Here is a 23,250-nt window from a genome sequence, read left to right as displayed (position 1 = left end):
ACTGTTTGGAGGAGTGTGGATAATGGTGGAAACTACTATCGCATCGCTCAGCGTGTGCCCATATCACCTTTGAGAGAAATAATTGATAAAATTGTGAGTAGTTTTAAGATAGAGCCTTCCTCTAGCCTTTCGGCTAATTTTAAGAAGCTTACGCTGGCGTTGGAGCAAGAAGCGCCTAGATTGGCCCCCTCGCCTGAATACATTTACACTGCAAAATCCGCAATTAAGCGATCTAGCTCAATTGGCTTCCGCCCTCCCAAAAATCTTCCTGATGAAGTCTCTCCAATCGAGGCATCCAACTTTATCGACGAATTTCTTAAGCCTCGCCCCATTCCTGGCAGCTACGGATTTGATGGGCCTGTGATCTATGTGCATCATCCGGGTGATCTTAGCCCTGTACCGATTTCCTTCCGCAAAGAAGTACCGCCACCCTGGGAGCTATAGCTATTAGGCGAGTAAATGGCGACCCCTAAGAAGCAGCGCAATCTCAATTGAGTTTGCGCTGTTTTCGTGTTTGATTAGCTAAACGATGGCTATTGGGCATGCGTCATTGCACAGTTGGTTCCCGCATGTGTTCCCTGTTGTTACTATTGCGAGCAATGCGATTAAGTGCGCCGTATATAACTCAATCTTCAGGAGATTGGTATGTTTACCAAACGACAATTGCTAAAGGGATCTGCTTTCTTGGCTGCCGCAACTTTAGCCGCGCCAGGGCGAGGTGGCGAAAGCCGGCCTGCCAAGGCGCAAGATGGACTTTCCCCCATCACTGGCGAAGTGCAAAAAATCTCAGTGGCCGAGCGGCAAGCGCGTATTGCCAAAGCGCAGCAATTAATGGCTGATCAGAAACTGGATGCCATGGTATTGGAGCCTGGGGCGGCCATGCTCTATTTCACCGGTATTAAATGGTGGCGCAGTGAACGGCTGACGGTGGTGGTGATTCCGCGCAAGGGCGAGATTGCGGTTGTAACGCCGTTTTTTGAAGAGCCGTCTGTGCGCGAGTCTATGACCTTTGGCGACGATGTACGCACCTGGCACGAACACCAAGACCCATTCACGCGCGTTGCCGGGATTTTAAAGGATCGCGGGTTGCGCAGTGGGCGCATTGGGGTTGAGGCCTCGGTGCGCTTTTTCGTGGTGGAAGGTTTACAGCGTGCGCTTCCCACCTTTGAAATTACGGGCGCTGAGGCCGTCACCCGCGGTTGCCGCATGATCAAAAGCCCCGCCGAGCTGGCGCTGATGAAAAAGGCCAATGAAATTACCTTGCTAGCCTATGCCCACGTTTACCAACAACTGGAGAAGGGGATGACGCCCGGCGACGTCAACAGCCTGATGCGCAGCGCACAGGCCAGTCTTGGGGGCGAGGGCGTCTGGACAATGGCGTTGGTCGGCGAGGCCAGTGCCTATCCCCACGGCACCGATCAGCCACAAGAAATACGAGAGGGTCAAATTGTACTGATGGATTGCGGTTGTGCGGTAGAAGGTTACCAGTCCGATATTTCTCGCACCTTTGTATATGGCGAACCCAGCGCTAAGCAGCAGAAAATTTGGCAGTTGGTGCGCGAGGGGCAAAATGTTGCGCTGGCTGCAGCCAAGCTGGGTGAACCCGCTGGCAAGGTCGACGACGCGGTGCGATCCTTCTATGAAAAGCAAGGTTTTGGCCCCGAATATCGCCTGCCGGGCCTCAGTCACCGCACTGGCCACGGTATCGGTATGGAGGGCCACGAGCCGGTCAATTTTGTCAAAGGGGAAACCACGCCCTTGGTGCCGGGGATGTGTTTTTCCAACGAGCCGGGAATCTATTTGCCTGGTGAATTTGGCGTGCGGCTGGAAGATTGTTTGTACATGACGGCGTCTGGGCCAGAGTGGTTTACTTGGCCGCCGGAGAGTCTAGCTAAGCCTCTGGGTAAATTGGCATAGAGCCTAGCCGTGTGTCGTTGCCGCAGCAGCCAATTATGCGTGGCGCTCCGCAGTGTTTGTGTGCGTTTCTAGGCCTTTTTCCGCTGCGCCTGGGGCGGGAGAGGTTGTTTAGGCGCAATACAGGGAATTGGTTAAGTGTGTAACCCGGCTTGTTAAACGGCTCCAGGCTTTTTCAGTTGGCCCTGGGAATTTAATTTTCGCCAGCGATTGTCGCGTACGCAATAAAGCTCGCGGCAATGAGTTGTGCGCGTAGTCGGGCACTCGGTGCCCGACGATCTAGACCTCTCCTTAAGCTATTTTTATAGCTTCTCTACAATTCACGCTTAAACCCGCTAACTACATGTTAAACATAATCTCAATGTTATCTTAAATATCTTTGGCTGGGTGTATTGCTATAAGTCGTAAATTTTTTCGACTCGTTAGAATGGGCGATAGGGTATTAAGGTGGAGTACAAAGGTATGATATTTGTCGTTAGAAATTATCAATTTCCAAAAATGGATTTGTATAATGCTGCGAATAACTACTTGTTTAGTGTGTTCATTATTATTGGTTTTAAAATGTACGGTGATGATAGATGCGTTAATTAATTCGTCAGTATTTTGTCGTCTAAATTCTTAGTTTTTGCGCTTCTAAGTTGTTGTGATTTTGATGGCACATTAAACTAATAGGCATCGCTTTTGTCGTTGTTGTGCGTAGCTCACTTCGCTATATTTAACTCTCCTCACTTAAGTGCAAATGGCTTGCACGCAGCCGATAAATGGAATTTAGGGCATATAAATATTTTGCATCACGTGCTGGATATTGTGTTTTGTCAGTTCGCAATTAATTCCATCTGCCGGTTGATATTTTGAGGTTAACTCAATAAAGGAAGATGGCTATGAAAAGGAAGAGTTTACTCACATTGGTAATTACATCTGTTGTGGCGTTGTGCGGGACAGGTGCAACTGCAGTTGTCAATGCAGCGCCAGCCGATGCGCAAGATGCACGCCACGCCGTGCGCGCAGGCGAACAGCCAAAGTTGCAAACCGAGGCGGAAAGTCTGCTGGAGGATCTGCGCTTGGTAGCCAAGGCAAGGGGGTGGACATTGGCAGAGGCCCGGGCAGATTACGTGGCAGCTGAAGCTATTGGCGCCGTAGCGGCCAAGCTGGCAGAAAAACGGCCGGATATTTTTATCGGTTCTGTGTTATCGGCAAAGCCTGGCGGTCGACCAATGCTTTACGTGAAAGGCGAGGCCGATCAAGACGTGTATGATCTTTTGGCCGAGGCCCCCTTAAAAATTCAGTTGGTAGATCGCCAACCCTACTCTTTCGCTGAGCTGGAGCAGCGCAATATTCAAGTGCACAACTTGTTGGCGGAGCAGGGCTACGATGAAATTGCTACCTCTTTTGATTTTCAAAAGGGCGGTGCTATTCAAGCCATGGTCGCCCGCAAAGAGGGCGCGCCGGCCTTTGCCGCTCAGGCATTGGCGGAGTTGCCGTCGAGTTTGCGCGATACCGTGGAACTGATCGTCAGCGATAAGCCCGTGGCGCAAGACTTTTACGCCTATGGCGGTATGGCAGTACACGACGATGGCGTATTTGAGTGCACAGCGGGCTGGTCAGTGAGAAACAATGCGGGAACCACGGGAGTAACTACCGCCGGCCATTGCACCGGTATCAACCAGATAATGCACCCGGGGATTGGCTTACACAGCATGACCCACCAAGCGGAACACCGGGGCGCCTGGGGTGATATCGAGTGGAAAACCACGGTGGCGTTAGAAACGGCACAGTTCTATGCCTCTGCTGGTAGCGTACGCAATGTCACATCCATTGAGCCTCGAGCCAGCATCAGCGTAGGTGAGTCCATCTGCTTTTACGGGCGTTCATCTAATAGCCGCGACTGCAGTTTTGATGTAGCAGCCACCTCTGTGTCTTGTACTGTCAACGGTGTGTTTAATAATCGTTTGGTGCGCATGAATGGCAACAGCGCGATTCCGGGCGACAGCGGCGGTGGCTGGTCGTTTAACTACCGAGCCTACGGATCAGTAAAAGGTATTTGCGGCGGTGGCTCGGTGTTCAGTGTTGCAGATCTTTACGACGAGGCGCTGGGTGTTACGGTACTCACGCAATAGAAATTCTCTGATTGGTTGATGCTTTTATAATGCCGCGCTCTGCGCGGCATTTTTTAATGGCGCGATTTTCGTCACGCTGTCGTAATTTACTTTAGATTTAGCAGTTGTGTGCAGGACTAAGTCTGCGTCGCTTCTAGCTCAGCAGTACCGTGCATTGCACTTATTTGTACGGCTGTGCTGTGCTAATGAGTACTTGTGTGCAGGCTAGAGCCCCTTGTGTTTCAGGCTATTTTGAACGCCAGTACTTAGTATGCGGATACGAGGCTGGCTTAGCTGTCCGTTTTATCATATTACTACCGCTATTTTTGTAAGACGGCTGAAATTAAACAAGTGTAAATTCAGGGGTTTATCTTCAGTTGTGCAATATTCGGTGTGGAATCGCGCGCCAATTGCGCAGTAATTGCGCAAGATATCTAAATAATAAATCTCGCCCTTTCGGGCATTTCCAATTTTTCCTTCGATAATTCTGAGATGTGTGCAGTTCAGAAATAGCTGTTTGTACATCGAAAGAAAATTCTTCAAAAAAGAGGGCCGCGCGTGTGGCTCACAATAATTACGAGGAACGAACGTGAAAAAAACAATCACAGCAGTAAAACCTTTAGCGATGGCCGTAGGCCTGCTGGTGGGCGCAAGCAGTCATGCAGGTCAATTTATCGCGGCGAGTGCAGATACCGCCATTGAAGACCAGTACATCGTGGTCTTTAAGCAAAACAGCCTGGCACCCCAGGGCCAGTCTATCGCGCCGATGGAAATGCGTGCTCTAGTGGAAAACAAAGCCAGTGAACTGGCTAAGGCGCACGGTGCAGTTGCGGATCAGCATTTTAGTGCCGCGCTACAAGGAGCTGTAATGCGCATGAGCGCCAAGGCTGCGCAGCGCTTGGCGAACCATCCGCTGGTAGAAATTGTTGAACAAGACCAAATCGTGTCGATCAATGCCACCCAGAACAATGCTACCTGGGGTTTAGACCGGATTGATCAGCGTTCGGGCTCGCTGGATACCAAGTACAACTACAACACCACGGCGTCGAATGTGCGCGCATACATTATCGACACCGGAGTGAACAGCCATTCTGACTTTGGCGGCCGGGTTCAAAACGGTTGGGACTTTGTGGATAACGACGGTAACAGTTCCGACTGTCAGGGGCACGGTACTCATGTGGCAGGTACCGTGGCCAGCAGCACCTGGGGCGTGGCCAAGGGCGCCACCGTGGTAGGCGTTCGGGTGCTAGGTTGTAACGGCAGCGGCACCAATTCCGGTGTTATCGGCGGGATCGACTGGGTGGCCGCCAACCACATTAAACCCGCGGTGGCTAACATGAGTTTGGGTGGTGGCGCATCTTCGGCACTGGATTCTGCCGTGGCCAACCTGGTGAACGCCGGTGTGGTGACGGTAGTGGCCGCCGGTAACGACAATTCCAATGCCTGTAATTACTCGCCGGCCCGTGCACCCAGCGCGATTACTGTCGGGTCTACAGCGCAGGGCGATGCGCGCTCCTACTTTTCTAACTATGGCTCTTGTGTAGATATTTTTGCGCCGGGCTCAAGCATTACGTCGACTTCGCAGTCTGGTGGCAGTACCACCATGAGCGGTACCTCCATGGCTAGCCCACATGTGGCGGGTGTGGTTGCGCTCTACTTGGCAAATAACCCCAATGCCACGCCTGCGCAGGTCGAAGCAGCCGTGGAAGGTGCTGCCACCACGGGTGCCATTAGTGATACTAAAGGCTCGCCGAATTTGATGCTCTACTCCTTGTTAGATGGTACACCGCCACCGCCCCCACCACCTGGTGGCGACGAGCTGGAAAATGGCGTACCTGTGACGAATTTGAGCGCCACCACCGGTAATGACATCACCTACACCATGGAAGTGCCCAGCGGTGCCAGTGATATCAAGTTCCAAATCAGCGGCGGTTCCGGCGATGCTGATTTGTATGTGCGCTACGGCGCAGCACCCACCGATAGTACTTACAACTGCCGTCCCTACCTGAACGGCAATAACGAAACCTGCAATATGAACCAAGGCGCGGGCACCTACTATGTGCGCGTGAAGGCCTACACCAGTTTCAGCGGTGTGTCGCTCACCGGCAGCTACAGTACGTCTAACGGCCCTAGCCCTGTGGATACTGAAATTGCCACGGTAAATGTGAGCCAGGGTGCCTGGGCACGCTACTACTACGACTTGCCCGCAGGCTACAGCAACCTGGAGGTGTCTATTGCCGGTGGCAGTGGCGATGCCGATTTGTACGTGCGCTTTGGCGCGGCATCGACCACCAGTAGCTATGACTGCCGGCCTTACAAATGGGGCAATGCGGAAACCTGTACCTTTAACAACCCGGCTGCTGGTCGCTGGCATTTAGATGTACGGGGCTACTCTGCGTCCTCTAACGTGAAGCTACGTTTAAAGGCCAATTAATCGCAGATAACCAGGGTGCGACACAGGGGCAGCTTAGCTGCCCCTTTTTTGTGGCAACAGTATCGGCTTTGATCGTGATTGGGCGGCCACTGTTATCGGTGTTACGGCATGGTTTAAGTCGGGTATTGACCGAATGCGACAAGTGTCGCATTATGGCGATCGTTGTCGCGTCGCGCGCGTATAGACCCTATACGCCGAGCAACGCAGATCCGGCCTGGCCAAATCACATTGCCAACAAAAGGAACGCCATGGACACCCACAAGCCCTCGCCAACGGAGCTGTCTCTGCTCAAGGCTCTCTGGCGCAAAGAGCCTCAAAGTGCGCGCGAGCTGCACGACCAAGTGGTAGAAGAGTTAAATTGGTCTTATTCATCGACTCGAAAAACACTGGATCGCATGCTGGAAAAGCAGCTGGTATCCGCCAGTGATGTACATGGCGTTAAGGTCTTTCGCGCCCAGGTTAGCAAAGTTAGTACGCTTGCCCATTTTGTTAAAGATTTCTCCCGCCGGGTACTGGAGGTGGATGGTCCCTTGCCGGTGTCCATGTTTGTCGATAGCAAGCTATTGGATAAATCAGAAATACAGGACCTGGAGCGTTTGTTGGCGGAGCAGGGAGGCAAGGATGATTGAGTGGCTGAACCTATCGGTAAATTTTGCAGTCTTTTCAGTGTATTTTGTTGCATTTAGCGGTTGTGTATTTGCCCTGACGCTGCTGGCCGAGCGGCAGTGGGTAAGTACCTTGCGCTGGCGTGGCTTTTGGATAGTGGCGGCCATTTGTTGTTTATTGCCGCTGCTGGTGACACTGGTGCCCGAACAGCGTTTACCACCGCCGCTGGTGGAATTGCCCGACCTAGCTGGTGGCGTCGAGCAGGGCGCAACCTTCGTTGCGGCGTCTGCCAGCGTGCAGGCCTGGCCAGATCTGGGGCGGTGGCTAAGCTTTACTTGGTTGATTTCCGTCGTAAGTGTGTGCCTGTGGCGAGCCGCAACAATGGTGCGCGGCAGCGTGCAGCTGCGCAGATTAGTGGCTCAGGCGCAACCTATCCAGGACGCGCCTATGCTGCCCGTCCCCGAGCCAGCTGCCCGACTTTTGCGCAGATTAAAGCGCCGCACCAGACTGGACATTCGTATTACCGACCAGCGTTGCTCGCCCTTCGTGGTAGGCGTTTTTCAGCCCCGGTTGGTTATTTCGCGAGTAGCCCTGCAGGCATTAACTGCCACGCAGTTCAGTTTGATGCTGCGTCACGAGCTCACACACGTCAGCCGTGCCGATCTTTGGTTGGCCAACGTGAGCCAGCTGCTGCGGTGCCTATGCTGGTTCAATCCATTTCTATTGCGCCTGCTCGACCAAATGCATTGGGCTGCTGAGGCCAGTTGCGACAGCGCCGTGCTTGCGCATAAGCCCCGTTCTGCCACCACCTATGCGCACGCGATGCTCAACGTGCTGCGCGCCACTTGCCAACCTTCACATAACAGGACGCAGCCTTTGGCTGTGGCGTTTATTCATCACACACGGAGAACCACCACTATGCGTATGCAATGGATACTCAACGCAGCCCACGCCGTACAACACAGCTGGACCCAACGGCTAGCCACTCTGTGCGGTGTTGGCGCACTGGCCGCGGGCGCGTTTTTGTTGCAACCCGGATTTGCCGTGGCTGGCAATGGCGAGCACTGCAAATACATGAACCCCGTGGCCAAGGCCCGAGTCAGCTCCAGCTATGGCCAGAAAGAAGATCGTTTTCACAATGGTTACGACCTTGCCATCAACAAAGGTGCGCCGGTTGTGGCCGCCGGCGACGGTCGAGTGATTATCTCTACCGATGTGCTGGGTAAAAAAGTCAACTACGGAAAAATTATTGTCATCGAGCATAAAGACGGGCTAAAAAGCCTTTACTCGCACCTGGACAGCCGCGCAGTAGAAAAAGGCCAATGGGTGAATGCCGGCCAGAAAATCGGCGAAGTGGGCGAAACCGGCAAGGCCACCGGCCCGCACCTGCATTTTGAAATGCTCAAAGGCAAAGAGCGCGTCAACCCCGCCGACTATGTCACCTTCCCCGATGAACGCAAGCACGCCAGTTTGCGTTTGCCGCCAGTGATGTAAAGGGTTTACTGTTGGTACGCTGGTGTCGCGAATTGTCGCCAGCGTCCATTGTTTCAACCAATCTCTGCCAGTAACATGCCATTGCCGGCTAGCTTGCGGCTAGCCAATTTCTGTACACAATGCAAAGGACTGTATTATGGCAAACCCCATCCCCTATACTCGCGTTCCCCAAAACCCCGCTAAAAAACAACTGCAAACACAAACCTTGGCCATGTCATTGCGAAAAAACGACACCACCCTCGTCGCAATGACCTCGGGCGAATTTTTGGAATATGCCATTGCGGTTAAAATCAGCGAGGGTATGAGCAGGCGCGAAGCAGTCGATTGGCTTGAAGTATCTATGGCGAGGTCTTAAAGCTGGGCTGCTACCAAGAAAAGCTGGGCGCACTATAAGGAAAAAATAAAAACAGGTGGCTCCTTTTTGCCAGTATTGCTGGATCTTGGCACCTTGAGAGCACTGGCGGTAGATCTTCATAAGGGCGGAAGCGCATTTTCCAAATACCGGGTAAATTACCACGGTGGCAAAGCCTATGTGGTTATTGCGGGCTACGCAGGGCTACGAGAGCACCTGACATCCTCGCGCTACTTGGCTAACAGCCCAAAAGTGGTCACTATGGGGGTTGGCAAGCTGGGTGTTGCCGATGCTATTAAGACTGGCTTCAAAGTATCAGTTATCTTTACCGTGGCTTTTCATGCGTTGGATCAACTTATGAATGATGAAGCAACTTGGCACACGTTTGTGGCAGGTGTAACAGTTGATGTTATTACTGCGCTTACAGGTGGGGCAATTGCTTGGAGTGTTGTTTCCATGTTGATTGGTAGTGCGGCAATGGTGGCTATTGGGCCTATCGCTTTTGTCGTAGTAGGAGGGATCCTTACAACCATGGCATTAAATGAACTTTCCAGTAACTATAGTTTAACTAATAAGTTGGCGGGCTATTTGAAGCAGGCAGAGGCTCGTTTAATTGAAGATATCGCGAGTATTGATGCAGGCGTAACGCGAAGCCTTAATAAAGCAGATGAAGATGTTGTGGGATTTATGCGTAAGTTGTTTGGTGTGCCGCACTTTGGAAGATATCAATGAGTAGTGATGTTTCAATGCCTAATGATGATAAAGATATTTTTTTTCGTATAAAGTGTGTTTTACTAATTCTTATTTTGATAGGCGCTGTCTATGTGATTTTTTTTATGAGCTTTGCTGGGTTTCTCAGAAATTGGCAATTGCTTGAAATAGGGGCGAGTGTCGTTGCTTTGTCTCCTTGGGTGATTCCAGCGCTTGTAGGTTCGCTCGCTGTCCTGGTTTTAGCTTGGGCGCTATTCCTTAGGCTCGTTGATAAAGATAAAGGTAAGCTCTATGAGCGCACGATCCATGTGGCAATTGTAATCTGCTGTATTGCTATTGTTGTACGCATACCAATGGGTTTCATAATCGATAATTACCTTCGTTCTAAAAATTACTCCTACTGCCATTGGTACACACCGCCAGCCAACTTCAGCCCGCCTGTTTGGGTGCGCGAATCGCAACTGTGCATTGAGCAAACGGGTCATATTCGCAAAATGCTGTTTAGCTGGATGCAGGCTCAACCCTATAGCGGGCGCGACTTAACGCTGTTAGATGTTCAGCAAAAAGTGGCTGAATTAAATGCGGCCCATGCCGCGGGGGAGTTTGTTTATTGATTGTCTAGCCGCAAGCGCAATGGCTACTGAAGTCTAAGGCCCAATAAAAAGGGTGGCATTGCCACCCTTTTTACGTGGCGCGTGCTCACTTGGCGGGGTTGACCAAAAACTTCGTGCCGGTTTTTTTGGCGGTATAGCGTTTAATGACCTCGGGCTTTAGCATGTCTTGCAGGCTGATTTCCTCGGTAAATTGGCTGGCAAAGGTGGTTTTAATGGATTTGGCCACACGTTCTTGTAATTGCGCCGCACGCTCCATACCCACCTTGGCAATAAACCGTGGCAATAGCCAGCCGCCTACGCCCCAGCTCATTCCATAGGCCCGGCGTAAAATGGTGGGGCTAACATCGAGTGCGCCGTACAAGTACACCTGCTTGTAGGTATCTGAGCCGTAGGTGTTTAAGCCCTTGGCATCGCGACTTTGATAGGCCTCCATGGTGGCCAAAATATCGCTGGCCAGCTCGCCACCGCCGGTGGCGTCGAAGGCCAGAGTGGCATCGGTGGCGGCAATGGCCGCGTATAGGTCTTTGCGGTAGCTGTCTTTGCTGCTGTCTACCACAAACTGTGCACCCTGAGATTTCAGCAGTTCTGCCTGCTCCGGTTTGCGCACGACGTTGACCAGTGGCACCTTGTCTTCAATGCAAATGCGGTTGAGCATCTGCCCCAGGTTAGAGGCCGCCGCCGTGTGCACCAGCGCTGTGTGGCCTTCCATGCGCATGGTTTCCACCATCCCCAGTGCCGTGAGAGGGTTGACAAAAGACGCCGCCGCCTCGCGCGGTGTAATGCCGTCTTGGTGAGGCAGGCAGCTGTGCATGGGCACACAACAGTATTGGGCATAGCAAGTACCACCCATCACCGCCACGGTTTTACCCAGCAGGTGCTCTGCGCCGGCGCCGGCCTTTTCCACAACGCCGGCACCTTCATTACCTACTGGCAACGCTTGGTCCCAGCGTGATTTCATGGCGCCTACCCAGGATTGCAGTACCGGCGCCTTCAGTGTGCGGCCATCAGTACTCAATTTGGCCTCGCGCATTTCCGCCGGCCCAAACAGCGGCCACATATCGGAGGGGTTGATGGGGGCTGCCTGCATGCGCACCAGCACCTGGCCTGCAGCCGGTTCCGGCACCGCCACCTCTCGCAGGCTAACCTCCAGCTCACCGGTTTGTTTGATTTCAGAAAACAGCTGTAATGCGTTAGTCATAATCCTTCCTTATCGACAGTCGAGTGGGGTATGCGAGAAGCGCGATACAATCCCACTTGGAAATTCTGCGCGCGGCAGTCTACATAGAGCATAGTGGGAAGAGCAGCTAGATAAAAGGGTGGGGCTGATACAGGCGTTCGACAGCTTTAGATGGTACGAAAGTATGGCGGTCCGTGTAAAGCCGTGCGGTCAACACTGATGCGGGCTAAGTGTGCGGTCCTTTACGTACATTCACTCACTGTTTGGTTTATCGGAATAAAGGCTGAAATAGTGCGCTCAGGCTGAGTTAAGTTTCTGCTGAGCTTGTTACGTATTACTCATTTTTACCTATAGCAGTCAGCGGGTCGCTGTAATAAAGTGGTCACGTACTTGAGCGTTGCGTCTCCCATGCAACTTGAGTTTTGTACTTCGCCAAAAGTGATTTCGCAATAGCGACATTGCTGCTGATAGAAAAGGAATTCACAATGAAAGCCCTCATTGCCTTCACTTTTGTACTTAGCTGTCTGGCCGGCAGCTCGCTTGCACATGCCGGCCTTATTCACTATGCCTATAATAGCCCTATTCACAACGCCGGCGGCGCGCACGATGCCATGGCATTGATTACGGTAGACGATGACTTACGTCGCTTGGTGGGCGTCAGTTTCGCTAGCGAACCTTTTACCTTTGAATGGCTTGGCAGTGTGGAACTTATGTACCCGCAGCCTGTTGAGGGTGTCGGTGGTCTCTACGTAAACGGATTTAAATCCTTTGTTCACGAAGATATAGAATTGAGCCTCTATTTCGATTATTTCTATCTCGAAGCCGGGGAGGATATCTTTCACAACCTGCACAAAACCCACCCGTATGAAGGCGCCTTTATTCGCAACGTCACCAACAATGAGACGCTGTGGTTTTCTGGCATGTTAACAAAAGTAAGTCCAGCCGTGCTTCACGAATCCTCAACCTTGATGCTGTTGTGCCTTGGTTTGGTGGCGCTGGCAGTAGCGAGATCCCGTGGATCGATAGAAGGGTGAAGCTCTGTTATTCGAGTACTTTGTTGAGGCACCATTAACGGTAATGAATACTATAGAAACAATACATACTGCCTGGTTCTGTATGAAAGCGAGTGTTGCACTGCTGTAGAATTCTGTTCATTTATAATGCTTTTAGGTTCTGCTGGTGCTTTAGGCTATTTTAATGTTGGAGAGGAACTTATTGGCGGAATGTAGGGAAATGGTGGAAGTATTTACCGGAACAAACTAAGTAATTCTGATGATGAACACAGTTGTTTTTCAGTGGATTCCGTGATGCCGTCTTTTCGATATTAATGCAATAATAGGTATATTGGTATTCACCTTCTTGATAGTAAACATCTAATTTAACAGTGGAGTGTTTAATGCCGGCATATTTTTACAGAGTGAATAGGAATGATCCAAAAAGACTGGGAGTTGAAATAGATGTGCCTGGCGGGAAGGCCGTTGCGACGTTGTTTAAGCTTCCCGGTTCTGTGGCAAAATTCGAGTCTTTTTCAACCCCAAAGGCGGTAAGAGGTGGTGGTGGGCTGAGTTATGCTTTAATGAAAATTTTATTGGAAGAGAGTTTTGACGACCCGAATATCAAGTCTGTAAAAGTAGAGGGTGTTCACGGGTTTTTACATTACACGTTAAAAAATCTCAAAATGGCCCATGGTGCCTGGCGGCAAGATCCGTCCTATAAAGGGGAAAAAGGGCCCGATAATCTAGTGTTGGAGGCTAGTTTCCCCAAGCAAGCTAGGGACTATTCTACGTACGACATAAAAACAACGCTCTGGCTAGCTCAAACAAAGATCGTTGAAAAGGGTATATCGCTACGACCCGCCTAATGAGCGGTATTGGTTGCTGGTCAGTTATTGGGCCGCTAAATGGGCCCAATCGTGTTTGCCTGAGTTTCGCGATTAGGGCTTTTGCTTTTTCATTCAGACCCATTACGTTAAAAGACAATTCACCATAAGCGCACTAAGGTTTCTGCGCTTGCAGTCTACAGCTCTGCACTCGACAGCTTTAGCGCCCCTTCGGGCGTGGGTATTTAAACCCATGTTACGGCTTCTTAGTGGCTAACAGATTGCTGTTAACACAGCTGTTTCATACCCGCGAGGTTATTGGCCATTCTAGGCTTGCCACCGACAATTTCCTCGTCCGGTGGTAAACTCCGCGGTACGCTCCTATACCCACCGGTAAAGCGAGCGCGTACACCTATCTCAAACCGCGAGGTCCCATGTCTACCAGTAGCGTTACCTGCCCCAAGTGCCATGTCACTAACCGAATCCCCGCAGACCGGCTGAAAGACGGCCCTAAATGTGGCAAGTGCAAGGTGGCACTGTTTACTGGCAGGCCGATCAATCTAAGCGCGGCCAATGTGGCAGCGGTACTGAATCACAATGATATTCCGGTATTGGTGGATTGTTGGGCGGATTGGTGCGGGCCCTGTAAACAGTTTGCGCCTACCTTTGAGCAGGCGGCGCGCGAGCTGGAGCCTGGTGTTCGGCTGGCTAAATTGGACACAGAGCGCAATCAACAGATTGCCGGGCGCTGGCATATTCGGTCTATCCCCACGTTAATTTTGTTTAGAAAAGGCAAAGAGGTGGGGCGTCTTGCGGGCGCCGTCCCGCTTCAGCAGTTGAAGAAATGGTTAGCTGAGCAAGGCGTGTAATCGCCGTGCGATGCACGGCAGTGTGACGCCAGATTGGTGCGGTTCGATATAAAATGCAATTTACGTGGGCGCTTACCGAGGTGGGTTTTACTCGATTGGACTTAGTGTTAATAGGTGCGGGCTTTGAGGCCTTCATCACGCCTATCTAAACATATGGCAATTGCTTTACTGTAGCGGCTGACTATGTCTTTAGCATTTCGAGCTTTGTGGCTGACATAAACTACCAGAGCGGTTTTGGTCAGCACTTGCTTTTTCATTTTTCGAAGCAGCTTGGTGTCTAGGCTGGGGGCAGCGAGGCCAGAGACCAGCGCGGCGTCTACTCGACCGTACTCCAGCATACTGAGTGCTTGTGCATAGCTGTTGGCATTGACATACATTGCACCCATTTTAATGATTTCATTAATCCCATAGGAATCTCGTACGGTAGCCACCGAGCGGATGTGTGTGCCTTCCTTGTCGGGTCGAGTCAAGATCCACGCTTCTATTTCTAAAAAAGGCAATGAAGCGTAGGCAAATTGGTCGCGCTCCGGCGTTTGGGTGTGCACATAGGAGACGTCTAGCCCTCCAGACTTTAGCATTTGTAGTTGTCTGGCTGATGGCGTATCAATAACGGGGTCTTTGTTACTCGCGACCTGGCTGTGGAAGCAGTTTACCAATGGCGCATGGCTGCCGGTGAAACGTCCGTCTTCGAAGTGTAAGGTTTTTGGCACATAGCCCGAGTAGGCAATGGTCATAGAGTTTACCGATGACGATAGCGCAATCAACAAAATAGGAGTAATTGATGAGCTTTTCATAACACCGGGTCCATTCGTTAGCCCTTTGAATTGTGGCGGGGCTGTCATTAAGGTAGTGTAGACAAATAATGGCGCGCACTATCGCAAGCTGCAATACAGGTGAGGGTACACGGGCGTGGCGGGGTTATTTTAACCGCTGAGCTGGGTTATTTCGATGGGGTATCTAAGATCCCATTGTACGCCTATGGCAGGTATAATGGGCGTATCTACTAGCCGCTTTAGAACTGCACCAGCCCATGGCCAATCTTCAGTATCCCGTAACGCCCCAACTCAACAGGCTATCTGAGGTGCTAACCGAGGCTCATGCGCAGATTCAGCGCGATATTGCCGACCTTAATCCAGTGGTTGGTATTAACCGCCAAATGCGGGCCGGCGGCATTGCTGCGGACGTGGTGACCATTGATTGTTTGGTGTCGAATAGGCGTATTCTAATTATTCTGCAAGACGCCAAACCGCAAGTGGCAAGCTACCAGTTTGGCTTGCGCGATAAAGACCCGGCGGGTGGTTATAACACCATTGCCCTCTCTGCGTTAACAGCTGATAAAGTTTATGAATGGGTGCGCGATTACTTTGCGTGTTAAGTGATCGATTGATGTGGTAGAGGATGATCGGATTGCGGGTTTAGCGACATATTTAATTGTATGTGGGACGCTGGCAAGCCGTGAAGTTGAAATCAGATGCTTTTACCCGTTGCCTGCTGTAAGTTGCGGCAATAGAAAGTTTCGTATGTCGTCTTCAGTAAAGGGTTTTGACATAACGGCAATCATGCCCGCTTCTAGACAAGGCATGGTGTTTTTTTCCTTGTCAGCGGTGTAACCAAATACCTTGGTTTTCGGGTTTATTTTGAGTAACGCTCGGCATAATTCCATGCCGTCTATATCGGGCATTTCGCAATCGGTGACAACTAAAGTGAATTTATCACGCTTAAATTTATGCATTGCCTCCTCTGCAGATTGAGCAGTTTCCACACGAAATCCCAAATCACTTAGCTCATAGCTGGCCACCATTACATTAAATTCATTGTCATCTACTAGTAGCAGTGAGCAGGTCGATTGGCTTCCATTTATCTGATGGTCTGTTTTTTTGGGGACGATAGATTCGTTTTTACGGGTCTCTCTTTGCGTTTGGTCAAACTGAATATTTAGTAGCTGCTTTAGCGCTTCGATTACTTCACTTTCTTTATAGGGCTTATAGAGAATGATGTCGGCGTCAGTGTTGCTGGGCTGATCGGTATCCCCATGAAGAATGCTGGCCGTAAGCATGACAACTTTCACATTTGGTTGCATTTCCTTAATCTTCTCGGCGGTTTGATGACCGTCAAGATCTGGCATCTTATAGTCCATAAAAATTAAGTGTGGTTTGAAGTCGGATGACGCTTCTATGGCCTGCGAGCCGCTGTTAACCGTGGTCACCGTAAATCCAATCTCAGACAAAAATTTACCGAGGACGCGACTATTTAATTCGTAGTCATCAACGATCAGTATTCTGTAAACCTTAGAGTTGGAGATCGGTTTCCAGTAGGCGGTTTCTTCAGGTGCGCTATAATTTTTGACTTTTTCGGCTTGAATTGTCAGTGTAAATATGCTCCCTTGTCCCTGTGTGCTTTGCGCCGTTAAATTGCCACCGAGGAGCTGTGAAAATTTTCGGCTGATTGACAGCCCAAGCCCGGTTCCTTGGCTGGCATGTATGCCTGCGTTACTTTGTGAGAAAGGCTCAAAGATTAGCTCCAGATGCTCATTTTTTATGCCTTTCCCCGTGTCCTTAACCTGAACTTTGAGGGTTGTCCCTGCGTAGGAAAAGTGCAGTGCCACAGTGCCACTGTCTGTAAACTTTAGTGCGTTAGATGTAAGGTTGATGAGTATTTGCTTGAGCTTTCTAGGGTCTGTCGTAAGAAACCTCGGAACTGAATCTACGCCGGTAATCGATAGGTTGACGGCACTGTTCTCTATTTCCGGAATGAACATCTGATAAATATCTTTGCTCATCTGTCGAATATCGACGACGCCTTGAACAATCGCAACTTTTCCAGACTCAATCTTTGAAATATCTAGTACATCGTTGATTAATCCCAGCAAATGCTCACCGCTTTGGTAGATGTTATTGATCATCTCCAGCTCGTCAGGGTTTAAATTTTTTCGACGTTTCAAGATCTGTGCGAAGCCAATAACGGCATTGAGCGGGGTACGCAATTCGTGCGACATATTGGAGAGAAAGTCACTTTTTGCTTGATTGGCCGCTTCGGCTTCCTGTTTTGCTCGTTGTAGATGGCGTTGAGTGTCGATAATCTTTGAAATATCGCGCCCAATCGCAAGTATTAGTTTTCGATGTTCGAGTGGAATCGCACTGAGCGACACCAGGCAAGGGAAGGTGGAGCCGTCAAGCCGAGCGTGTGTCCATTCAAATACTTGGGGGCCTTCGGTAAAGGTTTTGGTAATTCGATCCATGGCCAAGTCTTTGGATGCCCCACCGCAGGGTTGAAACTCCGGTGAAAGCTGATCGGGCGTGAGTTCTAAGAAGTTCGCGGCAGTTTCCACTCCATGCATGTCGATGGCCGCTTCGTTGCACTCAATGAATTTGCCTGTTTCCAAATCCAAGATTGACAGCGCATCACCCGAGAGTTCAAACAGGCTCTGATACTTCTGTTTGTCCTGTAAAAGGGCATTAACTTCGCCTTTTAGGCGGGCAATTTCGTTATTTAGACGTAATGTATCTGCCGGTATAGTTGTCATTGAGTACCTAGAAAGCATTTTTAGGTATTTAGTATAGCTAACCGGTTTGGAGGCTGTGGTTGGGCGAGTGCGGGTTGAATATTGATCAGCTCGGTGAGGTCGGGCCCATGAGGCCCGGTGGCCTGATAAATACCGTTACGGCGAACTATGGCGGTGCCTTTCACAGAGGCGTTTTCAAGCGATGTGGGGCCCCCGCGCCGGCAGTTTGGCTTTGAGCACTTCCTGAAATACACGCATCATGCTCTGTTCATCCAGCTCGATATTGTTGTAGAGCGCTTGCAGTGTGTGTTTCAGCTGATCGTCGCCATTGTGATCGAAGGCCATTTTAAACAGTTCGGTCATAAAAACTTCCAGTTCCTCGCCGCGGTTGTAGGGCATTTTGCCGTCCGGGTAGAGGGTTGCTGCCAGCAGAGATCGAATGCCCAGGGCTATGTCTTTGGGCTGTGTGGCGTGCGCGGCGGCAGTTGAGGCGAGAGATGCCGTGGCTTTACCCGTAATGCCGGCCAGTACCTCGTCGCCGATGAAGGGAGCCATAGTAATACCGCACCTATGGGTGCCCGTAGCAAAGTGCAATCCAGGTGCCAGACTAGGGCCGAGGTGCGGCAGGCCGGTGGCCGTGACCGGGCGCAGGCCCCACTGTACCTGCTTAACAGTGACATTGCGCAGGCCGGTGTTGAGTTGCTCGCACAGGGTGGCGAGCAGCGCGTGCAGTTCACCCACAGTGGGTCCTGTGGGCAGGCTGGGGTCCATGCCAAATAAATTGGAGGCTCCTAAATACAGCTGGCCATTGCGCCGGGGCACCAGGTGTATGCCGCAGGCCAAGGCTCGGTTTGTGGTGCGCAGCGTGTGTGGCAGCGAAGGTCCGCCGTCTACTAGTAAGCTGACACCGCGGCCGTAATAGGTTTCGGGTAGGGAGAACTCCTGCATAAGCGGCTCGGATAGCAGCCGCGACGAATGAGCGCCCGCCGCTATTACGAGATGCGGGGCTGCCACCTGTTGATCGTTTTCACACAGCACCTGCCAGCCGCTATCTGCGCTTTCTACGCGCAGGGCTTTGACCGGCATGCGCTGGTAATTGGCGTAGCTATTAAGGGCTGTATCGACGGCGCTGGTGAGGCTGAGCACATCCACAGAAAAGGCGCGTTCTAGAAATAGCGCACTGTGCGCGCCCATGCTGACGTGGGGCTGCAGGCCAGGTACTTGGACGGGGTCGTGATCAGCAAAGGGTTCATTGTGTTTACGCATTAAATCCCGAATCAACGCCAGTCGGGCAATATCGTGATCGCCCCCAGCATTGCCAATTAGATAGATACCCGGGTGTTGCAGCACGGGCTCAGCGCCCCGGCTGTACAAAAATTCCAACCAATTGGGGTAGGCATTCAATCCTTTTAAGCGCAGGGCCAACAGAGTTTGTTCTTTTTCGGTGTTGGCCAGCTCGCACTCGCCGAAGGCGTCGATCATGGCGCCGGCTGCCTGCGTGGCGCCGCCCTGTGCCGCCAGCGGCGCAATACAGGCCACCCGCAAACCTTCTTCCAGCAGGCGCAATGCAGTGGCGCTACCCACAATGCCTGCACCAATGATAATGACATCAATGTCTTTCATTATTTTTTCCTCGTTGCTGGCGCAGTTCGCGCTTTGTGTTTAATGGCCGGTATACCGCTAGGCAGAACCTTTATATCGGTAGATTTTGGGGTGCGCGGCGGCGCCAGAACTCTGCTGTGGGCCAACGCTGCTCTTGTTGGTAGATTTTTTGGCGATTTTCCAGATAGTCAGAAAAATTGCGCTGAATGTCCGCGGCATAGGTTTGCAGTGGTTGTTCGTTGTGGTTGTACTGACTTGCGGTAATGGCCGTGGCCGCTTGGCAACCGGAGGCCAACGCAAATCCAATGCCCATTGACGAGATAGGATCAAAACTACAGGCGGCATCGCCCACCGCCAAATAACCGGTGGGAAGCGTTGTCCCCTGCAATTGGGAGTGGGCGCGCTTTACCCAGGGTTTGCGCGATTGTATGCGGGAATGTGACAGCTGCTTCTTCATGTGTTGGCTGGCATTCAACAGGGCTAGCCAGGGCTCGGGTTTGTGTAACTGTTGCTTGGCCACTAGATCGGCGTCGGTAAAAAATACCACCGCGCGCTGTTGGTGGGGCAGGGGCGCGCTGTACCACCAACCTTGCTCTACCGCTTCGATTAACTGATCGCTACCGCAATTGGTTGGATCGGCCTCCACAAAGCAGCCAACGCCGGCAAGATGGTCCCATTGCTTGGATTCAACGTTTAGTTTGCGTGCAATACTCGAGCAGCGGCCCGCAGCGTCGACCAAGTAATGGGTTCGCAAGCTGAGTGACTTGCCGTCGGCGTGCTTGGCTTGCAGGGTCCAACCGCCGTCTGCAAGTTGTTGAATATCGCCGATAGCGGTGCGGGGAAATACTCGGCCACCCAGGTCGGCAACCTGCTTGATTAAAGCCAATTCCAAGCGCTCGCGATCTATCTGATACATTGCGTGCTCGGTAGTGAACACGGCGTTGCGCGCGGACGCGCGATGGCTACCCCAGTAAGACTCGGCGTGATAGCAGGGGCAGTAATCGGTTTCTCCAAAGGCCTCCTGCGGGATGTCGAGGTAGCGTAGAAATGCCAAAAAGGCGGGAGATACCTGCTCGCCAATACGCCTGTGTTGCAGGTCGCCGCGCTCAATCAAGATGACACCTTGTACTCCCTGTTTGAGTAAACTGATGGCGCAGGCCGCACCTGCCGGACCTGCACCAATGACTACAGCGTCTGCTTCACAATGCACCCGGTTATTGTTCATCGGCGCCAGCGAACCCCTGAACGCGGAGAGCCGAGCCCGCCGGTGGCCACCTCAATGGGCTTAAAGGCGCGTCGCTCCAGTTCGGCAACCAGCAATTTTGCCTTATCGCTTTTGGCTTTTATAACGTGTTTCTGACTTTCTACGTAAAACACGGGAATGGTGGTTTCGTTGTCGCTGTCATTGCCGGTAATGGTGCCAATGCCAACCTCTTGAAAACTAAACAGCTCGTTAGTGCGCTCGGTTTCCGTGAAGTAGGGATAACCACTATTGCCCGCATTCAAGTTTCTGATAAAGGCCAGCGAAGACCAATGTTCCACCATTTGTACAAATGAATTGATGCCGCGCGCGTAATTCATTTGCTGTCCAGCCGGTAGGTGGCTGGCGGCCTGGCCTTGTGCGCTTAGTTCGCCGGTCAATACATCCCAAGGGCTCTGTGGTGGCCACCAGTAGGAGTAGTAGGTGGGTGGCAGCGGTGCGGTATTGCCCTGGCTGTCAGTGGTTTTATTGACTGCTGGGTTGGTGAAGTTTACGGGCTGAATGGTGCACTGGAAGAAATCGGCTTGCCACGGACACGCCATGCGTTTCGTGAGATCGCCCGGTTCACAGCCGCCGCCTTCACACTCGTCGCGCGAAGGCGTGAGGCCCCTAGTGTTGTAGCCACCTATGCCTTTTTGATCGGATATGACATAGGGTTGTGCGTAAACTTTGGGATTTTGCATGCTCCAGGTCACTTCAATGCCTGGGCACATGGGTAGGCCAACGCAATTGCCTACGCTGGCTTGATCGAGCGTTGAAACAGGATAGGGTGCGCCTTGGCTACCGCTTTCAAATTTACCGCACGCCCATTGGCTTAGCAGAAAATATTGAGTTTCGTTTAACGCCAGGAACTTCACAATATTTTCATTGCTGACGGAGTTGCTGCCAGAATTTAGCGGCATCATCGGAAACAGGTTGCCCGTTTGTTCGGCAAATAACTGTTGCTGAGGCTGATCAGGCGAGGGATTACTTTTGTCGTCAGGTTGTCGAAAGTAGGCGAAGTAGGCTTCGCGATTCGCTTGATTTTTTGCGCTGTTGTCCTTGAAGTCAAAATCGTTGGCGGTAAAGGCCATCATTGATTGCACATTTGAAACCCACTGGTAGGCGCCAAAGCGTTTGATTATCGGCTCAATATCGCGCTCGTAATTGGCGATAAAGCTGCTTTGATAGGCGCCATTGGCATACAGCTCGGGTACCAGGTTGAAATAGCGCACGCCCACATCGAACATGGTATCGCTCAAGGTAGAGATATTGACAATTTCGGGTGCAAAATCGGGAGAGCCGATAACAACCCACGCCTGTAGCGTAGCTTTGGGCGTGCCGTCTTTAAAAGTAATCTCGCAATACACCGGGCCGTCGGCAATATCGTCGTGCCAGGTATCTGAGCCGCCGTAGCTGGTGAGCGGTTCATTGCCACCGGCATGACCGTAGGCGCCCACCACAACTAGGCGGCCGTCGTCGTCGGTATTTAGCTGCCCTAACGTAGTAATGGGCGTGCCGTGCTTGACCTCTTTAGGTGGAAATTGCGCAGGGTAGCCTTCGGGGACAGAGGCTTGATCGAAGTCAATGCTTTGCCGCGCGCCTGTGAGCGTGCGTGGACCCGGATCGATGATTAACGTTTGGCGTTCTTTTTCATCGGTTTTCTTGGCATTGCGAAAGGGAACGTTTCGGTTTTTATAGCTGTTTTTCTCCCCGTAAAGCAAATTACCATAGAGTTCGCTGTATTGGTACCAAGCGGCTTTTTTGTTTGCGATGTGAACTGTCCACGTCATTGATGCAATGTTAGGTGACTTGAGGGTAATTTCTGCGCCACTATCATCATAAACTTTAAAGACTTGCCCTTGTCTGCGGACTTGGCTCGCCGAATCTTTAAAGGTTTTTATTGGGCCGAGTTTATTGCCGTATTGATCTGCCTCGTAAGGCAAGCCGCCGACGAGGTCGGGTGCCAGGCAGAATTGTTGTACGCTATTACCTAAACGGCCTACGCCTACAGATGGATGAATATGTAGTGTCATGCTGATCTCCCTATGCCTGAACGGATTGTGGTCAGGTGCAGCAACGAGTGGTCATGCGATTTAGTGAGCCTGTCCCATCAACTACACCTGCGACTTTAATACTATAAATTGACGACATTGCGCCCTAGGGTGTCATGCTTGAGTGTGGCTAATTGCGAGCGCGGTCAACTAAGGGCGCCGATACGGCGCAGTGCAAAAAACGCAATGATAAAATTAATGCGCGAAATATTTTGATTGGAGCCGACACAGCATAGAAGATGAATAGTGAGCGTGCGAATTTTGTTCGGCGTTATTTTTTATTGAAACCGTAAAGTTTTGCCGATGCTTAATTCAAAAGTCCCGTAAAATTGCAGGGTTATTATCTGTAGTGGCGCCTCGTTTGTTGCTGGGAGTTTCGCGACTTTTTTGAGGTGGTTTTGGTGTTCTTCCTTGGCTGGCGTGATTGGTGAGACGGATTAGTTTGGCTGATTATTTTGCCAAATAGGTTGGGTGATTATAGTGTTCAGACGATGAGTTGAAGCTGACGGAATTTCTCACCCGCGCACACCGATTGGGTGTTGTGATTGATTTGGCTGAAAGATTAAAAATTGGAGTACTTATAGGGGGGGTGGTCGGTGTGAGAGGATTTGAACCTCCGACCCCTTCGTCCCGAACGAAGTGCGCTACCAGGCTGCGCTACACACCGAATTTTTTGTCGCTAGTAAGTGAAACAAACACCGGGGTCTCCGACCCGTTAACGCTCGGCCGTCCTGGCCTCGCCCCCTTCGGGGCGCCTATCGGCGGT

Annotated in this window: 19 protein-coding genes and 1 tRNA gene; 13 read left to right on the top strand and 7 right to left on the bottom strand. The window is 51.4% G+C overall.

The features are described 5' to 3' along the window. The first annotated feature begins 15 nt into the window (after positions 1–15). The 9 genes from ACW8F6_RS00750 (at position 16) to ACW8F6_RS00710 (ending at position 10,221) form a co-directional block, all read left to right on the top strand. Positions 16–444, top strand: coding sequence for a hypothetical protein (locus ACW8F6_RS00750; RefSeq protein ID WP_491573918.1), 429 nt, complete (start codon positions 16–18; stop codon positions 442–444). A gap of 201 nt (positions 445–645) precedes the next feature. Continuing rightward, positions 646–1,917: a M24 family metallopeptidase gene (locus ACW8F6_RS00745; RefSeq protein WP_491573917.1), complete on the top strand. Its 1,272-nt coding sequence runs from the start codon at positions 646–648 to the stop codon at positions 1,915–1,917. 878 nt (positions 1,918–2,795) lie between these two features. Continuing rightward, on the top strand, positions 2,796–4,031 hold the full coding sequence (locus ACW8F6_RS00740; protein WP_491573916.1) for a chymotrypsin family serine protease: 1,236 nt from the start codon (positions 2,796–2,798) through the stop codon (positions 4,029–4,031). A 568-nt stretch (positions 4,032–4,599) separates the two neighbouring features. Further along, on the top strand, positions 4,600–6,444 hold the full coding sequence (locus ACW8F6_RS00735; RefSeq protein WP_491573915.1) for a S8 family peptidase: 1,845 nt from the start codon (positions 4,600–4,602) through the stop codon (positions 6,442–6,444). A 248-nt stretch (positions 6,445–6,692) separates the two neighbouring features. Then, entirely contained in the window at positions 6,693–7,073 is a 381-nt protein-coding gene (locus ACW8F6_RS00730) for a BlaI/MecI/CopY family transcriptional regulator (RefSeq protein WP_491573914.1), read from the top strand. Next, positions 7,066–8,544, top strand: coding sequence for a M56 family metallopeptidase (locus tag ACW8F6_RS00725; RefSeq protein WP_491573913.1), 1,479 nt, complete (start codon positions 7,066–7,068; stop codon positions 8,542–8,544). Before ACW8F6_RS00730 ends, ACW8F6_RS00725 begins: the two co-directional genes overlap by 8 nt. Positions 8,545–8,680: 136 nt before the next feature. Then, positions 8,681–8,899 (top strand): hypothetical protein, encoded by a 219-nt coding sequence (locus ACW8F6_RS00720; protein ID WP_491573912.1) that lies wholly within the window; start codon positions 8,681–8,683, stop codon positions 8,897–8,899. Positions 8,900–8,965: 66 nt separating this feature from the next. Further along, positions 8,966–9,628 (top strand): hypothetical protein, encoded by a 663-nt coding sequence (locus tag ACW8F6_RS00715; protein WP_491573911.1) that lies wholly within the window; start codon positions 8,966–8,968, stop codon positions 9,626–9,628. Beyond that, positions 9,625–10,221, top strand: a complete 597-nt coding sequence (locus tag ACW8F6_RS00710; protein WP_491573910.1) for a DUF1240 domain-containing protein — start codon at positions 9,625–9,627, stop codon at positions 10,219–10,221. The genes ACW8F6_RS00715 and ACW8F6_RS00710 overlap by 4 nt, the downstream gene beginning before the upstream one ends. Positions 10,222–10,306: 85 nt before the next feature. Here ACW8F6_RS00710 and ACW8F6_RS00705 read toward each other — a convergent pair whose 3' ends face one another. Continuing rightward, positions 10,307–11,419, bottom strand: a complete 1,113-nt coding sequence (locus ACW8F6_RS00705) for a zinc-binding dehydrogenase (RefSeq protein WP_491573909.1) — start codon at positions 11,417–11,419, stop codon at positions 10,307–10,309. Between the two features lie 464 nt (positions 11,420–11,883). On the opposite strand from ACW8F6_RS00705, the gene ACW8F6_RS00700 reads away from it, so the two are divergent. The 3 genes from ACW8F6_RS00700 (at position 11,884) to trxC (ending at position 14,086) form a co-directional block, all read left to right on the top strand. Continuing rightward, the gene (locus ACW8F6_RS00700) at positions 11,884–12,432 is read left to right on the top strand and encodes a hypothetical protein (RefSeq protein ID WP_491573908.1); all 549 of its coding nucleotides are present in this window, start codon (positions 11,884–11,886) and stop codon (positions 12,430–12,432) included. A 362-nt stretch (positions 12,433–12,794) separates the two neighbouring features. Next, positions 12,795–13,259, top strand: a complete 465-nt coding sequence (locus tag ACW8F6_RS00695; protein ID WP_491573907.1) for a hypothetical protein — start codon at positions 12,795–12,797, stop codon at positions 13,257–13,259. 392 nt (positions 13,260–13,651) lie between these two features. Further along, positions 13,652–14,086: a thioredoxin TrxC gene (gene trxC, locus ACW8F6_RS00690; RefSeq protein ID WP_491573906.1), complete on the top strand. Its 435-nt coding sequence runs from the start codon at positions 13,652–13,654 to the stop codon at positions 14,084–14,086. A 107-nt stretch (positions 14,087–14,193) separates the two neighbouring features. Here trxC and ACW8F6_RS00685 read toward each other — a convergent pair whose 3' ends face one another. Then, on the bottom strand, positions 14,194–14,880 hold the full coding sequence (locus ACW8F6_RS00685; RefSeq protein WP_491573905.1) for a substrate-binding periplasmic protein: 687 nt from the start codon (positions 14,878–14,880) through the stop codon (positions 14,194–14,196). A 236-nt stretch (positions 14,881–15,116) separates the two neighbouring features. On the opposite strand from ACW8F6_RS00685, the gene ACW8F6_RS00680 reads away from it, so the two are divergent. Continuing rightward, a complete protein-coding gene (locus ACW8F6_RS00680; protein ID WP_491573904.1) occupies positions 15,117–15,461 on the top strand; it encodes a hypothetical protein in 345 nt (114 codons plus the stop codon). A gap of 102 nt (positions 15,462–15,563) precedes the next feature. Here the strand turns inward: ACW8F6_RS00680 and ACW8F6_RS00675 are convergent, their stop codons facing one another. From ACW8F6_RS00675 to ACW8F6_RS00655, 5 genes are all read right to left on the bottom strand, one after another. Then, positions 15,564–17,609: a response regulator gene (locus ACW8F6_RS00675; protein WP_491573903.1), complete on the bottom strand. Its 2,046-nt coding sequence runs from the start codon at positions 17,607–17,609 to the stop codon at positions 15,564–15,566. Between the two features lie 174 nt (positions 17,610–17,783). Beyond that, complete coding sequence (locus tag ACW8F6_RS00670) at positions 17,784–19,211, bottom strand: NAD(P)/FAD-dependent oxidoreductase (RefSeq protein WP_491573902.1); 1,428 nt, start codon at positions 19,209–19,211, stop codon at positions 17,784–17,786. A 70-nt stretch (positions 19,212–19,281) separates the two neighbouring features. After that, positions 19,282–20,415: a lysine-epsilon-oxidase maturase LodB gene (lodB, locus tag ACW8F6_RS00665; protein ID WP_491573901.1), complete on the bottom strand. Its 1,134-nt coding sequence runs from the start codon at positions 20,413–20,415 to the stop codon at positions 19,282–19,284. Beyond that, a complete protein-coding gene (gene lodA / locus ACW8F6_RS00660; RefSeq protein WP_491573900.1) occupies positions 20,412–22,466 on the bottom strand; it encodes a CTQ-dependent lysine 6-oxidase LodA in 2,055 nt (684 codons plus the stop codon). Before lodA ends, lodB begins: the two co-directional genes overlap by 4 nt. Positions 22,467–23,074: 608 nt before the next feature. Continuing rightward, positions 23,075–23,151, bottom strand: a tRNA-Pro gene (locus ACW8F6_RS00655). Positions 23,152–23,250: the final 99 nt, after the last annotated feature.

The organism is Simiduia sp. (genome assembly GCF_058345725.1).
The sequence above is the reverse complement of the archived record's forward strand: the minus strand, read 5'-3'. Positions and strand labels throughout refer to the sequence as shown.

What these genes read in the sequence shown, in the direction of transcription:
- trxC (WP_491573906.1), top strand. Translation starts at nt 13,652, where the DNA reads ATGTCTACCAGTAGCGTTACCTGCCCCAAGTGCCATGTCACTAACCGA.
- ACW8F6_RS00720 (WP_491573912.1), top strand. Translation starts at nt 8,681, where the DNA reads ATGGCAAACCCCATCCCCTATACTCGCGTTCCCCAAAACCCCGCTAAA.
- ACW8F6_RS00675 (WP_491573903.1), bottom strand. Translation starts at nt 17,609, where the DNA reads ATGACAACTATACCGGCAGATACATTACGTCTAAATAACGAAATTGCC.
- ACW8F6_RS00730 (WP_491573914.1), top strand. Translation starts at nt 6,693, where the DNA reads ATGGACACCCACAAGCCCTCGCCAACGGAGCTGTCTCTGCTCAAGGCT.
- ACW8F6_RS00725 (WP_491573913.1), top strand. Translation starts at nt 7,066, where the DNA reads ATGATTGAGTGGCTGAACCTATCGGTAAATTTTGCAGTCTTTTCAGTG.
- ACW8F6_RS00710 (WP_491573910.1), top strand. Translation starts at nt 9,625, where the DNA reads ATGAGTAGTGATGTTTCAATGCCTAATGATGATAAAGATATTTTTTTT.
- ACW8F6_RS00670 (WP_491573902.1), bottom strand. Translation starts at nt 19,211, where the DNA reads ATGAAAGACATTGATGTCATTATCATTGGTGCAGGCATTGTGGGTAGC.
- ACW8F6_RS00700 (WP_491573908.1), top strand. Translation starts at nt 11,884, where the DNA reads ATGAAAGCCCTCATTGCCTTCACTTTTGTACTTAGCTGTCTGGCCGGC.
- ACW8F6_RS00680 (WP_491573904.1), top strand. Translation starts at nt 15,117, where the DNA reads ATGGCCAATCTTCAGTATCCCGTAACGCCCCAACTCAACAGGCTATCT.
- ACW8F6_RS00740 (WP_491573916.1), top strand. Translation starts at nt 2,796, where the DNA reads ATGAAAAGGAAGAGTTTACTCACATTGGTAATTACATCTGTTGTGGCG.
- ACW8F6_RS00695 (WP_491573907.1), top strand. Translation starts at nt 12,795, where the DNA reads ATGCCGGCATATTTTTACAGAGTGAATAGGAATGATCCAAAAAGACTG.
- lodA (WP_491573900.1), bottom strand. Translation starts at nt 22,466, where the DNA reads ATGACACTACATATTCATCCATCTGTAGGCGTAGGCCGTTTAGGTAAT.
- ACW8F6_RS00745 (WP_491573917.1), top strand. Translation starts at nt 646, where the DNA reads ATGTTTACCAAACGACAATTGCTAAAGGGATCTGCTTTCTTGGCTGCC.
- ACW8F6_RS00705 (WP_491573909.1), bottom strand. Translation starts at nt 11,419, where the DNA reads ATGACTAACGCATTACAGCTGTTTTCTGAAATCAAACAAACCGGTGAG.
- ACW8F6_RS00685 (WP_491573905.1), bottom strand. Translation starts at nt 14,880, where the DNA reads ATGAAAAGCTCATCAATTACTCCTATTTTGTTGATTGCGCTATCGTCA.
- lodB (WP_491573901.1), bottom strand. Translation starts at nt 20,415, where the DNA reads ATGAACAATAACCGGGTGCATTGTGAAGCAGACGCTGTAGTCATTGGT.